This is a genomic window from Dehalobacter sp. DCM (assembly GCF_024972775.1).
GTDB lineage: Bacteria > Bacillota > Desulfitobacteriia > Desulfitobacteriales > Syntrophobotulaceae > Dehalobacter.
In genome coordinates this window covers 1,335,304-1,350,893 of record NZ_CP092282.1, presented here as the reverse complement: position 1 = coordinate 1,350,893, position 15,590 = coordinate 1,335,304, and the positions used below count along the sequence as shown (strand labels likewise).

Here is a 15,590-nt window from a genome sequence, read left to right as displayed (position 1 = left end):
CTTAGTAGTATTGAATGCGTTCTGTCGATCAATCAGTTATAAACGGAATAATGGTCGGTCACTAAGCGTTTGAACAGTTCTCCTCTTTCTTCAAAGTTTTTAAACATGTCCCAACTGGTACACGCCGGTGACAGTAAGACCACATCGCCGGGTACGGCTTCCTTAATAGCCTTATCTACAGCATCCTCAAAGCCTGTGCTGATCAGGATTCTCTCGATTCCCAAGCGGCGGGCGATCTCAGCCATTTCCGGTGCGGCCATACCGACCAGAACAAGGCTTTTGATCCTTTTCTTGGCTTCTTCCAGGAATTCGGTCATATCCAGCCCTTTATTTTTCCCCCCGGCTATCAAAACGACGGGTTCCTCATACGATTGCAGTGCTTTTATCGAAGAATCCGGATTTGTACCTTTGGAATCATTAATATAAAGGATGCCATTGAATGTGCCGACAATTTCCTGCCGATGGGCCACTGGCTGAAAACGGCGTAGGACATGGTTAATATCCGGTAACGAAAGACCCAGTTCAAGAGCGGCACCGATGGCAGCCATCACATTTTCAATGTTGTGGTTACCGCGTAATAGCAGCTCACGCGTATCCATGACCTTGACGGCAATCCCGTTTTTTTTCCAGAGAATATCCTTGCCTTGTAAACATATCCCTTCGGCCAGATCTTCTTTGAGACTGATAAAGGTTATGCGGCCATTAGCTTGTTTCGCATACTCTCTGACAATAGGGTCATCCCAGTTTAAGACAGCAAGGTCATTTTCCGTTTGGTTTTCCAGGATCCGGGCTTTTGCCGCAGCATAGCCTTCAATCGTACCATGCCGGTCCAGGTGATCCGGTGTCAGATTCAAGAATACGGCAATATTGACCCGGATCTTATCGATCAACTCCAGCTGAAAGCTGGATAATTCGGCGACAATAATACTATGCTGATCCAAATGTTCCACTTGCCCGCATAAAGCCAATCCGATATTGCCGGCGACAACCGTCCGTCGCCCTGTCTTTCTGGCCAGCTCACCGATGAGTGTCGTTGTTGTCGTTTTACCGTTACTGCCTGTAATACCGATAATCGTTGCCTGAGAATCCCTTAAGGCCAATTCAACTTCGCTCCATATCGGGATTTTCATTGTCGATGCCCGCCGGATGAATGGGAGCAATGGGGATACTCCCGGCGATAGAACCAGCAGATCAGGTTGAATCACATCCAAATCAGGCTCTTGTTCCAAGATGAGCTTTTGCTTATCCAGTCCTAATCCTTCAACCCCCGTTAATTTAGACAAAGGCTGCATATCCGTCAGATAGACATCAGCATTTTTTTGCATCAGCTTTTGAGCTGCCGCCAATCCGCTTCTGCCGCCGCCGACCACAAGCACGCGTTTTCCGTGTAATTCCATACTGTTCAATCCTCCACAACGGTTAGTACCTACTAGTACCTCAGGTGATCATCATCCAAAATGAGCCGATGCCAATGACCATACACAGTGCTGCGGCTGTCCAAAAGAATCTGACGACCTTCTTTTCGCTCCACCCGCCCAGCTCGAAATGATGGTGAAGCGGAGCCATTCTAAAGATGCGTTTCCCTCTGGTTTTGAATGAGACAACCTGGAGCATAACCGACAGTCCTTCCACGACATAGACCGCACCGATGATCAGAAGGACGAACTCACTTTTGCTGAGCACCGCCAAAGCGGACAGTCCGCCGCCCAAAGCCAGTGAGCCGCAGTCTCCCATAAACACACGCGCCGGGTGCATATTGAAACGCAGGAAACCAACACATCCGCCAACAATAGCCGCTGCAAAAACAGCCAGATCACTGGAGGATACCAGGATATCTCCTAAGAATCCGGTTCGGGCGGCAAGATAGGCAATAACCACATAACCGACCGCAGAAAATACCGTGCAGCCTGCGGCCAAACCATCCAGCCCATCGGTCAGATTGACTGTATTCGTAAAATAAACGATGACAATGACTATGACAGGATAATAGAATATGCCAAGATCCAAGGTATATGTCGTAAACGGGATACCTAAGGCTGTCCCTCTGTTCAGAAGGAGCGTTGCGATCCCGACTAATATCACAGCAAGGAAAATCTGTCCAACAAGCTTTTGCCATGCCCGTAACCCCAGGTTCTGTCTGCGTAAAACTTTTAAGAAATCATCAAGAAAACCAATCAGTCCAAATCCAAGCAACATGCCGAGCATGGTTAAGAGCCCCGGTGAGTAGGGCTTTTCCGCTATGATCAGAACGCCTGCTGCAATTCCAATAAGAAATATAAGTCCGCCAATTGTCGGTGTCCCGGCTTTCGCCAAGTGCCGCTTCGGCCCATCTTCCCGAATACTCTGTCCAAATTTTAACGTACGCAGGACCGGAATAAGAAAAGGTCCGGCGATAAGGCTAACCAGCAGGGCGATGCCCGCTGCCAGATAGATTTTTTCAGTCACTTTCCGATGATCCTTTCCTAAATATAATAATTTTACTGACGCGTATCAAACGGCTCTTGGATTGCGCTCATTGTTAGCGCCTCGCTTACCTTCTCCATGTGCATGCCGCGTGATCCTTTCACCAGGACCCACGCGCCATCCCCCATATCAGCCAGTATCTCTTTAGCGCATTCCGCTGCTTCACGGCAATCACAGCAGACACGGATGGCCGTTTTGGGGAAGCCGGCATCGACTGCCCCTTGAGCGATATCTTCCGCCATTTTCCCTGCTGTGACCAGCGCATTGATTCCCAGTTCGGCTGCTGCACGGCCAGCCGAGCGGTGGCCGGCTACGGATTCATCCCCCAGTTCATACATTTCACCAAGGATGGCGACTGTTCTAGCTCCACCGCGTTCGGCAAGTACTTTGAGAGATGCTTTCATGGAATCCGGGTTGGCGTTATAAACATCGTTCAGAATCGTACTGCGATGAACTCCATGTAAGATTTCCAGTCTCATCTTGGATAAGGTGAAGTCAGCCAGGGCTTTAGCCCCTTCCTCAAGGGATATGCCCTTGAGGATACCCACTGCTAGTGCAGCCAGTGCATCCAGGACGTGATGTTCACCTGGCAGAGGCAATGTTACCTCTGTTCTTTCCGAACCGGCTATCGCCTCAAATCGGGTCGAAAGCGGCCCCATGCTGCAAATATGGGTTCCGAGTATATCAGCATGGGCATAGTGTTCGTTGATTCCATAGAGAACTTTCCTAACTGAAGCCCCAGTGGCTTGGATCATGCTGAATTGATCATCGGCATTGAGCACCGCAATACCCTCTGTGGGCAGACTGTTGATCAATTCCCATTTTGCTTGGGCAATATTTTCTTGAGAGCCTAAAAACTCCAAATGCGTTGTTCCAATATTGGTGATCACACCGATTGACGGGCAGCAAATCTCACAAAGCGCTTCAATTTGCCCTAACTGACGCATCCCCATCTCCAGGACCATTATTTCCGTATCTTCCGGTGCGTTTAATATCGTCATCGGCATACCGATCTCGTTATTCTGGTTTTCCAAATTCTTGTGGACTCTGAATTTTTTCGCAAGTACCGCGGCTGCCATGTCTTTTGTCGTTGTTTTACCGCAGCTGCCGGTGATTCCGACAACGAAGGAACCGATTTCCTGCCGCCAGGCTTTAGCCAACTCCTGCAATGCCTGAAGTGAATCCGGAACGACGATCAGGGCTTTGTCCGGAGGTACGTCTGGAAAGCCGACAGCCTCCAGTCTGTCCGTCTGGGCAAGCGCGATTGCAGCTCCTGCTTCAAAAGCTCTGCTGATAAACCGATGGCCGTCGGTATTCTCGCCCTGAATGGCGATAAATATTTCTCCATTCTGCGCTTTTCTGCTATCGATCACGCATCCCCTGAAGGTTGCCGTCTCCGAACCGTGAAGTTCTCCTTCGACAATCCGGGAAATCGTCATACTAGTCCACATATCCCAATCTCCTTAATGCTGCTTCAACCTCTTCACGGTCATCAAAATGGATCTTTTCCGTTCCGATGATCTGATAATCCTCATGTCCTTTACCTGCAATCAGAACGGTATCACCCGGCTCAGCCATCGCACTGGCTTCACCGATTGCGCTTCGACGGTCCTGAATCACAATATAATCCACACCGCTTATTCCCGGCAAGATATCTTCTATCACTTTCGCTGGATCCTCCGTCCTCGGATTATCCGAAGTAACAACAAGATGATCACTGTAGCGGCTGGCTGCTTCACCCATAAGCGGTCGTTTCTTGCGGTCACGATCTCCGCCGCAGCCAAAGACGGTGATCAGTTTACCTGATGTAATTTCCCGTGCCGTGCGCAGAACATTTTCCAAGCCGTCCGGTGTGTGGGCGTAGTCGACAATAACCAAAAAAGGCTGTCCTTGGCGGATACTTTCGAAACGCCCCGGCACCCCATGGATACCGGCTAAAGCTTTGATCACGTTATCCGGATCATACCCTGATTCCAGGGCCCAGGCTGCTGCCGCCAGTACGTTGTAAACGCTGAATTTGCCCGGAGTGCTGTAAAACAACTCCGCCTCTTTCCGCCGATAATGCATCGTAAATTCGACCCCGCGATCGGAGAGACGGATATTCCCTGCTTTATAATCGGCATTGTGTTCTATGCCATACGTGACAATACGACAGCCTGCTTTCTTCGACTGTTCTTTCAGAAAGCCGCAAGCAGTGTCATCTGCGTTGAGTACGGCCAGCTGATTTTTTTTACCGCCATTCATACCCGAAAATAAAAGGGACTTCGCCTTTAAATACTCTTCCATATCTTTATGATAATCCAAGTGGTCTTGGGTCAGATTCGTAAATATCCCGGCATTAAACAGACATCCGTTGACGCGGCCAAGATCCAGGGCATGTGAGGATACTTCCATCACGGCCAGCTGAACATTCTGGGAGACCATTTCCGCCATGAGCTGTTGTATTTCTGTTGATTCCGGTGTTGTATGCTCTCCCGGATATTCCTTATCGCCGATCCGGCTGCCCAAGGTACCGATCAAGCCGGTCTTCTTGCCGCATTGCTGGACGATCCGTTCAATCAGGTGTGTGACCGTCGTCTTACCATTCGTTCCGGTCACCCCGACTAGTTCCAGACAGCATGCCGGATAGCCATAGACTGCTGCAGCGAGATATCCCATCATGTGGCGCGTATCCGCTACTTTTATTTGTGGGATATCGAGTGGCAGATATTCCTCAACAACCAGTGCTGCAGCACCCGCCTGAACAGCAGCACCGGCAAAATCATGCCCGTCTGACTTGTAACCACGAATACAAACATAAAGATCTCCCCGGGTTACGCGTCGCGAGTCATGGGTAATTCCACTAATTATTGCCGTTGTATCGCCAAGGGCTTCCGCACCGTTTATTCCCGCTGTGATCTCTGCTATTGTTCTTTGCTGCTTCTTCAACCGTCTCACTCTCCCTCAGCTATATTACCACACTTATCCCTTTTTTCCTAAATTTCTTAAGTCCCTCTATTATAACCAAAAGCACTCGGGCTTTAGACTGCCGTCACTCCGATAACTCAGAATTTGAACTAATCGGAATACGCTGGCCCAAGCCGGCGATGGCTTCGATATCCGGATCATAGAGTTCCCGCCATGGCGCCAGTGTTGGCTTACCTGCTTCAGATCCAAGATACAGCAATACCGTCGATCCTTTTTCTACTGACGCTTCCCCGTGCGGAATCTGATCGATCACCGTTGTCCCCGTCCCCTCGACTTTCACCTTGAAACCGTCTTTCTTCAACGTGGTTTCCGCATCAGACTGCGTCAATCCTAAAACGGACGGTACTACAGCGGCTTCCTTCACAGGCGGGAATTCCACGCCATAAAGCGGTTCGCCCGGCGTGAGCGGCGCATTGGGATCAGGCTTGACACCGAGATATTTCAAAGAGTCCAGCATCACGTTGGCGAATACCGGCGCGGCGACAACACCACCGTAGAAAGGCACCCCATCGATAACCACTAAAATTGCTAATTTAGGATCATTCGCCGGTGCGAAGCCCACAAAGGAAGCGACATATTCGCCCTGAATATATCCGCCGTTACTGACTTTTTGGGCTGTGCCTGTTTTCCCGGCGACACGGTAACCGGGCAGAAATGTCCGTCGACCCGTGCCATTGGTGACAACGGATTCCAGGACTTCACGCGCCTGTTTGGCGGTATCTTCACTCACGACGCGACGCACGACTTTTTTGGTGAACGGGGTGATGACATTGCCGTCGGGCCCGGTAATTTCTTGAACAAGCTGCGGCTCCAAAAGGGTCCCGCCGTTAGCCACCGCCGAAACGGCGGTAAGCAGCTGGATTGGAGTCACGTTGTTGGTTTGGCCAATGGACATCGTTGCCAAATCCAAAGCCGTAGCTTTCTTTTTATTGGCCAGAATACCTTTGGCTTCTCCTGACATTTCGATCCCAGTCTTCTGTCCAAACCCAAACGCAGTCAGATAATGATAGAACTTATCCATACCCAGACGCTGACCCAGCATAATGAATCCCGGATTGCAGGAGTTCTCCACCACTTCGACCATCGTCTGAGTCCCATGTCCGCCTGACTTCCAGCAGCGGATCTTTTTCCCGAGGACGGTGGCATAACCCGGATCGGTAAACATTTCTTTGGGGTTAAATACTTTCTCTTCGATGGACGCTGCCAGGGTGATAATTTTAAACGTCGATCCGGGTTCATAACCGTTTTGGATCGCAATGTTCCGGCGGGTAGAAATACTGGAAGCCTGGTAATTATTCGGATCAAAGGTCGGCGCGGAAGCGATTGCCAGCACTTTCCCGCTGGAAGGCTCCATCACGAGGATTGAAGCACTTTTGGGGATCTTGCCTGCCATATTGACACCCTGCCCTGCCATGAGCTTAGCTAACTCTCTTTCAGCAAAGGCTTGAATATTCTTGTCGATTGTCAGCCGAACCGTATTCCCTTGCACCGGTTGCAGAAATTCATGCTGAGCGTCAGGGATCTGGATGCCGTTTGCACCGTATTCCGTAAGAATACTGCCGGATATGCCTGTTAATTCCTCATCTCTGGAATATTCGATTCCTTCCAGTCCTTGACTGTCTACACCCGTAAATCCAATAACATGCGCTGCTAACGAACCGTTGGGATAAAAACGGGTACTGTCTTCGACCACCCCGATCCCCGCTAAGTTTGCTTCCGTAATGATAGCGGCATCCTGCGCAGATACTTTTTTTCTGACATATTCGATAGAGGTTCTTTTCGTTATTTTCGTGAGAACAGTTTCCTTCTTCATATCGAGGATATCGGACAATTTAGCGGCAATTTCTTCCTGCTGCCCTGACTTGCGGACTTCAGCCGGAATAGCGTAGATCGTTTGCGAGCTTACACTCATCCCCAGAATATTTCCGTTACTGTCCTCGATGTTACCTCGCTTGGCTGCAACCGGCACACCTCTGTAATGCTGATCGTCTGCCAGGTTTTTAAGAAAAGGGCCGTCGCGTAATTGGACAAACCCTAACCGAATAATCAAGACGATAATGAACACACTGCACAACGCAAACAGCAACACGATGCGTTTACGCATTTTAAGGCTTTGAATCATAAAATCTACCTCCTGACAGAGGTAGATCAAACTGAGACGCAGTTAACGCTGGGTTGAGGCAAAAAAGCTGGAAAAAATACTGAATATATTACCAAATGCTGATTTTGTCTCGCCTTCTACCTGGGCAGCCGCCGTCTTCTGAGTTGTATCCACCTCAGCTGTATTTTCTGGTTGAATCAGACTGCTGGCAATGTAAATCGTGCCTGTCGGTTTTTCCATTCCCATGGCTAAAGCGACCTTTTCAATTCGCGATACGGAACTGAGTTTATCGACTTCGACTTGAAGAAGATCATTTTCAACACCCAATGTTTGCAGATCTTTTTCCAGTGCTTTGATTTCTGCCGCTTTAACAACCGTGATATGTACCGTTTTTGCGCCAATCAGGCCAAACATGCCGATGATTCCTAAAATGGTCACCAGGGCCAGCACCCGGTATTTCTGAGCCTGGGAGGTCTTTTTAGATGGGGCGGCGGCTTTTTTTACGTTTTGCCTTACCGGAACGCGATACTCAACATCATCCTGGTAGGCAAAGGATTCATTGAATTGCAGTTTTCTTTGTGCTGATATCATCGTATTCTCTTCCCCTCCTATTTAGACCTTAATTTCTCAGCGGCACGCAGCTTTGCACTTCGTGATCTGGGATTATTATCTTCCTCTTCCTGTGACGGAAGGATCGGTTTCTTATTTACAAGTTTAGCCTTGGGTTCAGCACCGCAGCGGCAAACCGGCAGGCCCGGCGGACATGTACATTTACCCAGCCACGTTTGAAACGTATTCTTTACAATCCGGTCTTCCAGAGAATGAAACGTGATCACGGCCACCCTTCCGCCCGGTTTTAAACAGCGTAAGGCCTGATCCAGCGTTTCCTCCAGTACCTCAAGTTCTTTGTTCACCGCCATCCGGATTGCCTGAAATGTTCGTTTTGCGGGATGCGGTCCTTCCCGCCGGGCAGCAGCAGGTACTGCGCTTTTGATAATTTCCACAAGCTGTCCTGTGGTCCGAATGCGTTCTGTGACACGCGCTTCGCCGATGAATTTAGCGATCCGTGCCGCCCAGTTTTCTTCACCGTAGTCCCGGATAATTCCCGCAATGTCTTCGACACTCCAGGTATTGACGATTTCCTCCGCTGTAAGCGACCTCCGGCGATCCATCCGCATATCGAGGACGGCGTCCTGCATATAGCTGAATCCGCGTTCCGCTTCATCGAGCTGCGGGGAAGACACTCCCAAATCATACATGATCCCATCCACAGGGAGTAATCCATTATTCTGAAGGGTCTCTTCCATCTCGGCAAAATTATTTCGAAATACGGTGACCCTGGGATCATCTTCAAACTTTTTTCGGGCATTAGCAATAGCTATTTCATCCTGATCAAAACATACCAGCCTGCCCACCGGACTTAATTTATTCAGAAGGCATTCGGAATGGCCGCCTCCGCCTAAGGTACAGTCGACATAAAGACCGTTGGGATCTGTTAACACGAGCTCTATCGATTCGTTGAGCAGGACGCTTTTATGTTCAAACACCACGTCGGTCATCCTTTCCATCATCACCCTGCGCGCATCGCACCTCGTGACAGCGGGTACAGGGCTTCAAACAAGCGTTCCTACTTAGAGTATGTCTGCCTTAACGTTCGTGTATGTATGCTTACGATACTAGATCCCCAAATCAACAAGGGATTCCGCCGCCTCATCATAATGGTCAGCAGCTGCCTTGCTGTATTCTTTCCACTTGGCTGCATCCCAGATCTCAATTCGGTTCATGACACCGACGACAATGACATCCTTGTCCAATAGGGCGTATTCCCGCAAATTAGCCGGTACAAGAATCCTGCCTTGCTTGTCGAATTCACCCTCTACAGCGCCGGAAAAAAACAAACGGACAAATTCACGGGCTTTGGGCTGTGAAACGGGGAGCTTCTGAAGCTTCTCGACAAAGGACTGCCATTCGTGTTCAGGGTAAAGAAACAGACAATTATCCAGACCCTTGGTGACAAAAGATGTATTACCAAGGAGTTCCCGGAATTTTGCTGGTATAATCAACCGGCCTTTATTGTCTATCGTATGGAGGAATTCCCCCATGAACATGGATCTTCACCCCACCCAGGCTTACTTTGCTACCACTTTCACCCACAATACCCCACTTATTCTCTATTTTTTTGAAAAATCCTGCTTGTAAAAAATAAAAGTAAGAAAAAATAGGCGCAAAGTCCTATTTTTTCTTACTTCAGTTCGATCTGCATATGATTGCGTGTCATCGACACGCTGCTTAAGCCAGGCCTACTAGTACAGTGTATTCTAAATAACTTGGCAAACAAACACGTAAGCTTTTTTCTGAGGTTGGTCTGCATGCCACATTCCGCTTTCGGCTCTTGTGCCATCCATGGCACAAAGAGCCGCGCTACGCAATCCATGCTCCGCTTGTCGCCGGAACTGTGGCACGCAGACCTAATTTGAAGTAAATGATTGAGATATTCTTATGTCTAGTTATTTCAAATACGTTGTACTAGTCTGTCGCAGCCATTATGAAGGCAGCTCCGCAACTAAACGATTTTGGGAACTAAAGAGCTGGGAGGCCACTTCGCGCAGGATACGTTCCTTCAGCGGTCTGGGGAGGACGCTGCTCTGTTTGACGAATGCCGGCAATGCAAGCTCCTCTCTGATACCAAAACAGGATTGCGTAAAGCAGCAGTCTCTTACAGCATCAAGAAATTTAGGAAATGAATAGACCTTGAAGCGTTCCAGCTTCTTTTCCAGTGCAACAAATTCCAGAAGCGCAATAGTCACTTCTTCATAACTGTTTTCTTTTTTCAGGTCGAGGAGGGCCGCGATTTTAGGGATGATGTGTTCATAGAGCAGCCTGCGGTATGGGATACCCGTAAAACCCAGTGTTGCTCCCAACTGAATTATTTTCGTTTCGCCCAGCGAGAGCATAAGGTCAATAAAATAGTCCTCGTCCCTCGTTGATTCTATATAATATTTTCGGCCTTTATAGCCGCGATAATGTTTCAGAACATCATAATAGCCTAATTTCAGGTTATATCTGGCAGGCTCATTGGTAAAATCCAGAACACTGCAAAGTGTCTCATCCGGGGCTATGTAATCCACGACAACCGTGCTGTCGGTAACTTTTCTCCGCCGTCCTAAGGCGTTGGTCCGGATGGCAATAATATCCTTATACCCTTTCTCCACCAGCATATTCAAGGGCAAATTATCATAGAAACCGCCGTCCGTATAGCGTTTTCCGTCGATTTTCTCTTGTTTGAAAGCCGGCAGATTCGAACTGGCCAGAAGGTATTCCACAACTTTTCCATCCGCAATCTGATCCACAAATAACTCCAGGGGTTTCATGTCCGTCAAGGATATCGTCACGATGCCGAAAAGCATCTCCGATTTTCGCAGCTTGTCTTCATCAACGATATCGGCCAAGAGCTTTTTAATAAACGAGATATCCAACCCTTTGCTGGAGGCAATTTCTTTCGCTTTCTTCATAAAATAAAACAGCCCGTCGTGGGTGATATCCAGCTTCTTGAGTTCTTCTAAGCGTCCTTCCTCAATGTCAAAGACTTTCGAAGGGGACATCTCATACCAGAGATCATAAGCTTTGTTCAGCTCCCCTTGAACAATCATTGCTCCGTTCAGCGCGCCAATCGAGGTCCCGGTTACTGCCGAATAGGTTATGCCTAATTCCTGCAGCGCTTTGCATGCTCCGATTTGATAGGATCCTTTGGCGCCTCCGCCCTCTAAAGCAAGCCCGTTCATTGTACCCCTCCTGTCTATCACCGAAACACTTTTCCATTCCAAATTAATTATACTGCATATATTAGATAATGCACAGGGGGACGCAGGAGGACAACGGGCAGGGGGACAACGGGGACGTAGCACTTGTCTCCTTTTGCAAAAGGAGACAAGTGCTACGTCCCCGTTGTCCCCTCTTGAACCACCTGCATAGCAGGTGGTTTTCGTTAGACAAAAAAGTCAAAATCGACATCAATGTCGATTTTGACTTATGCTGAAAAAACCTGTTAAGCCAAAAATCGCTTAACAGGTACATCATTTATTTATTGTCCGATGACTTTATTCAGTTCCGAGACCAATTCATCCGGGTTCTTACCATGAGTCATCGCCGCACCTTCCACACTCTCCATGGTTGAAGACGGACAGCCCAGACAATGCATGCCTAATGCATAAAATACTTCAGCAGTTTCAGGGTGCTGTTTTAGAACCTGGCCAATGACCATATCTTTGGTAATCATGTGATTATCCTCCTGTCTAAAGGTTGTACAAGTGTATTATAAAGCATTTGATATTAAGAAGCAATCAATTCCTAGTATTTATATAGAGATTGTTGATCTTTCTTTTCCCTGCGAGATATCACCTAACCATCTTAACCAAATTTGTAAAACATTCATTCCATTGGTTTCGATTAATACTATCTTTAAGACCAAACAATACGGATATCACAGCTTTATCAACAATCTGGATTAATCTGTTTTCAAGTCTGCGTTTCTCTTCCTCACTAATAGCAAGACTCTCGAGATCTGCCTGCATATTTTGACATATTCGCTCCGACGTGGAATTTGATATTTGTTGTAGGATCGGAAGGTAATTACGAATCTCGATTGATTCTACAAATCTGCCAATATACTCATCAATAATTTCATATACGTCTGTTAATACGTTCTGATTTCTATACTCTTCCTTACCAAAGCCTAATGTGTCCATGTCCAGCAGTTTGAGATTATTCAATTCCTTCACTGCCGGATCGATATCCCGTGGGACAGCAAGATCAATGAGAATCTTTGGCGTTGAATTTGCTAATAATGATTTTGCTAATAAATCCGCTGTTATCGTATAGTGCGGACTTGTAGTCACACTGACTATGACATCCATTTCAGTCAATTCTTGATAGCGCTTATCATAATCCACGCTCATGCAGTTTAGCGGTAAAATGTATGCCCCGTGTTTACGATGCCGCAATGTGATGTATACTTCGGCTCCGTTGGATACCAGTTGTTCAGCAACGTTTTTACCCATTTCACCGTTTCCAATAACCAGGCAACGTTTGTTATCTAATGACGGGAAGAATCCCAATATCTGCTCCAACGCTTTTGTGGCAACTGATACATCAATCTTCGTCAAACGGGTCTGGGTTTGGACTTTCTTTGCTGCGGTGATAGCCATTTGAAATAGCTTTTCAATATAGATGTCTGTTGATTTCGCTTTCCTTGCCTCTTCAATTGCTTTTTTGATTTGGGATAGGATCTGACTTTCACCCCAAATCTGAGACTTTAATCCACAGGCAGTCATAAAAAGGTGACGATAAGCCTCCCGGCCTTCACGAATTACAAAAAGATGTTTATCACATTCCAAATCTTCTTTCACGATATGCTTAATATTGAACAGAACTTTTTTTAAATCAACAGGAGATTCTTTCCGTTCACTTACCCATAACTCCGTACGATTGCAGGTTGATATAATCACGCAGCCTTCCACGCCATAGTCTTTAACAACTGTCTCCATTGCCTGCCTGGACTGGACAGGCGTAAAGGCAAAAATCTCACGTTCTATTAATGAGGCCCTTTCATGATCGATACCGATCATTCTGATAGACAAAGCTACCCCCCCACTCCTTATGGTCTTTAGCGATCTCGTATCATATTGATAATAGCGATTCTCAAAAAACGGGCTGCATTCAAATGAATGAGCCCATCCTTTCATAACTTATGATGCTGTTTTTAACCGATGATCTCCTCTATCTTTTCCTCCACTTGGTCATCTTCTACTTTTCCGGCTAATTTCCCAGCATATTCACCCTCATTGAAGAACAGTATCTGAGGGACTCCTTTGAGAGAAAATCTCTGAAATAATGGCGGATTATCTTCAATATCGACGTAATAGAAAGCAAATTTCCCTCGGTATTTGGGCTCTAGCTCTTCCAACACTGGTACAACACCTTGACACACATGACAGCTTTTCCTGGAAAATATAACCAAACAAGGATCTCCGTTATCATAAATAATTTCTTCAAAACTTACAGAATCTAATTTTTGCAGTGACATCCTTTTCTCCTCTTTTCTCAAAATTCTTTTGCCCTCCATGGCGAATTTTAACTTAGGTCCATTCATGGACCGTTGCGCTACGCAATCCATGCTCCCGCTTGTCGCCGGAACTGTGGCACGCAGACCTAATTTGAAGTAAATGATTGAGATATTCTTATATGTAGTTATTTCAAAAACGTTGTACTAGTTAGCCGATAACTGCAGCTTCAGCTCTTCTCTATCCATCGTGCATGTTATTTCTTTGATTTTGATCCCCTTATCCATAATCAGGGCTGCCGGTACCTCTCTTATTTCATATTTCTGCGCAAGCATTTTTTTAGTCGCGGTATCTACCTTAACGATCCGATACGGACTGCTGTATTCCTTATTGACATCCTCGAGCAACGTGCTGAAATCCAAGCTCTCATTATTGAACGCATTGAAGAATAATAATAATACTTTATCCTCGCTTTGGAGCACGTTTTTATTAAAATCATCCATTTCTTCAATGTATCGTTCAGCAGCAACGGCTGCTGCAGCGCCATCGCCCGCTGCCGTGACTACTTGCCGCAAATACTTTACGCGATTATCCCCAACCGCGTATATGCCTTCAATATTCGTCTCCATAAGATCATTAACCGGGATATACCCCCTTTTATCCATTTCCATGTCGGTATTCTTCAAAAATCCCGTTGAAGGAATCATACCGACAAAGAAAAACACTCCCTGACATGTTAATGTGGAAGAATCCCCTGTTTTAATATTTTTAATTTTTATCCCTTCAACATTTTCTTCTCCTAAGACTTCCTCAATGGTAGAATTCCACACAAAGTCCATCTTTTCATTATTAAAGGCTTTATCAGCGCTTACTTTATTGCAGTCCAATATCCCTTCATCGTGCAATACGATGACGGTTACTTTCCGTGCGAATTTCGTGATGTAGATACCTTCTTCAATGGCTTGGTCACCACTGCCGACAACAACAACATCCTCACCTTCAAAAAATTCGGCATCACACGTAGCGCAATAAGCTACGCCCATCCCCCTGAGCCTAGTCTCGCCAGGGATATTCAGGAGCCTCGGCTCACTTCCGCAGGCGATAATGACAGCTTTAGCAACCAGTTCTTTCCCTTTTTTAGTTCTAATTACTTTTTGTTCTTGAGCTAAATCTGCTGCGATTACTTGATCCTTTAAGAATTCCACGCCAAAGGACTCCGCATGTTTTTTAAAATCCTTCATGAGATCAGGTCCGCTTACTTCGATATAACCTGGATAATTGACAATTTCTCTGGTGGTATTGACCAATCCGCCAACTTCGCCTTTATTGACAACAATCGTTTTAAGTTTTGCCCTACCCCCGTATATTGCTGCTGAAAGTCCGGCTGGACCGCCGCCAATAATTAACAGATCATAAATATTCGTCAAAGTTTTACCCTACCCTTCTATCGTTTGAGAACCAATCATTTGCCGATCAATAATCTGAACCCGCGATTTACCTTCGTTATATATGTTGGATATGGTCAAAAACGAATCTCATCATAATGTCACATTTAATTTTAAATTATTTAAAACCCTCTGTAAAATTACGTTTTTAAATTACTGTAATAAAAATATTCTATAACAAAATCATAATCTGTTAGATATCATTAATACATTTCTCTGCTCATTCTATCAATTTCTTTGGTGACAGCATCGTACACATGTTTTCGCCATTTGGTGATATCTTTCAGGACCTTGTGCTCTTGATCATGAAGCGGGAAAGAACCAATCTGATCTTTAGGGTAGCTGAATGTTACCTCCCACCCATCTTTTCCTATTTCTCACGGTGCCAGGGTAAGTCCCCACGGAGTATCAAAAAGGACCTCCATAAATTCAAATTGAATAACAAAACGATCTGGCTTACCATCTCTTTTCATTGTCTCCAACAAATTTTGTTTTTTTGTAAGCATATCAACTTCCCCCTTTGTTTTAATGGCAAAGTAACATAATAGGTGTTTG

13 protein-coding genes and 1 pseudogene are annotated in these 15,590 nt (G+C 46.4%); all 14 read right to left on the bottom strand.

The features are described 5' to 3' along the window. Window positions 1–32: 32 nt before the first annotated feature. Window positions 33–1,397, bottom strand: a complete 1,365-nt coding sequence (gene murD / locus LPY66_RS06435; protein ID WP_337987270.1) for a UDP-N-acetylmuramoyl-L-alanine--D-glutamate ligase — start codon at window positions 1,395–1,397, stop codon at window positions 33–35. Window positions 1,398–1,437: 40 nt separating this feature from the next. Beyond that, window positions 1,438–2,445, bottom strand: coding sequence for a phospho-N-acetylmuramoyl-pentapeptide-transferase (gene mraY, locus LPY66_RS06430; RefSeq protein ID WP_337987269.1), 1,008 nt, complete (start codon window positions 2,443–2,445; stop codon window positions 1,438–1,440). 32 nt (window positions 2,446–2,477) lie between these two features. Beyond that, window positions 2,478–3,914, bottom strand: coding sequence for a UDP-N-acetylmuramoyl-tripeptide--D-alanyl-D-alanine ligase (locus LPY66_RS06425; RefSeq protein ID WP_337987268.1), 1,437 nt, complete (start codon window positions 3,912–3,914; stop codon window positions 2,478–2,480). After that, on the bottom strand, window positions 3,904–5,391 hold the full coding sequence (locus tag LPY66_RS06420) for a UDP-N-acetylmuramoyl-L-alanyl-D-glutamate--2,6-diaminopimelate ligase (RefSeq protein WP_337987267.1): 1,488 nt from the start codon (window positions 5,389–5,391) through the stop codon (window positions 3,904–3,906). The genes LPY66_RS06425 and LPY66_RS06420 overlap by 11 nt, the downstream gene beginning before the upstream one ends. Before the next feature lie 103 nt (window positions 5,392–5,494). Then, window positions 5,495–7,552, bottom strand: coding sequence for a stage V sporulation protein D (locus tag LPY66_RS06415; protein ID WP_337987266.1), 2,058 nt, complete (start codon window positions 7,550–7,552; stop codon window positions 5,495–5,497). A 42-nt stretch (window positions 7,553–7,594) separates the two neighbouring features. Next, window positions 7,595–8,122 (bottom strand): septum formation initiator family protein, encoded by a 528-nt coding sequence (locus LPY66_RS06410; RefSeq protein ID WP_337987265.1) that lies wholly within the window; start codon window positions 8,120–8,122, stop codon window positions 7,595–7,597. Window positions 8,123–8,139: 17 nt separating this feature from the next. Next, window positions 8,140–9,081: a 16S rRNA (cytosine(1402)-N(4))-methyltransferase RsmH gene (rsmH, locus tag LPY66_RS06405; protein ID WP_337988037.1), complete on the bottom strand. Its 942-nt coding sequence runs from the start codon at window positions 9,079–9,081 to the stop codon at window positions 8,140–8,142. 126 nt (window positions 9,082–9,207) lie between these two features. Continuing rightward, window positions 9,208–9,639 carry a division/cell wall cluster transcriptional repressor MraZ gene (gene mraZ, locus LPY66_RS06400; protein ID WP_337987264.1) on the bottom strand — a complete coding sequence of 144 codons (432 nt, stop codon included), beginning with the start codon at window positions 9,637–9,639 and terminating at the stop codon, window positions 9,208–9,210. A gap of 435 nt (window positions 9,640–10,074) precedes the next feature. After that, window positions 10,075–11,313 carry a patatin-like phospholipase family protein gene (locus tag LPY66_RS06395; protein ID WP_337987263.1) on the bottom strand — a complete coding sequence of 413 codons (1,239 nt, stop codon included), beginning with the start codon at window positions 11,311–11,313 and terminating at the stop codon, window positions 10,075–10,077. A 299-nt stretch (window positions 11,314–11,612) separates the two neighbouring features. Then, window positions 11,613–11,807, bottom strand: a complete 195-nt coding sequence (locus tag LPY66_RS06390) for a DUF1858 domain-containing protein (RefSeq protein ID WP_337987262.1) — start codon at window positions 11,805–11,807, stop codon at window positions 11,613–11,615. Between the two features lie 118 nt (window positions 11,808–11,925). Further along, entirely contained in the window at window positions 11,926–13,167 is a 1,242-nt protein-coding gene (gene hemA, locus LPY66_RS06385) for a glutamyl-tRNA reductase (RefSeq protein WP_337987261.1), read from the bottom strand. A 122-nt stretch (window positions 13,168–13,289) separates the two neighbouring features. After that, a complete protein-coding gene (locus LPY66_RS06380) occupies window positions 13,290–13,613 on the bottom strand; it encodes a thioredoxin family protein (protein ID WP_337987260.1) in 324 nt (107 codons plus the stop codon). A 183-nt stretch (window positions 13,614–13,796) separates the two neighbouring features. After that, window positions 13,797–15,017 (bottom strand): FAD-dependent oxidoreductase, encoded by a 1,221-nt coding sequence (locus LPY66_RS06375; RefSeq protein WP_337987259.1) that lies wholly within the window; start codon window positions 15,015–15,017, stop codon window positions 13,797–13,799. Between the two features lie 272 nt (window positions 15,018–15,289). Continuing rightward, a pseudogene (locus LPY66_RS20980) lies at window positions 15,290–15,541 on the bottom strand (uroporphyrinogen decarboxylase family protein); the annotation flags it as partial. Window positions 15,542–15,590 lie beyond the last annotated feature (49 nt).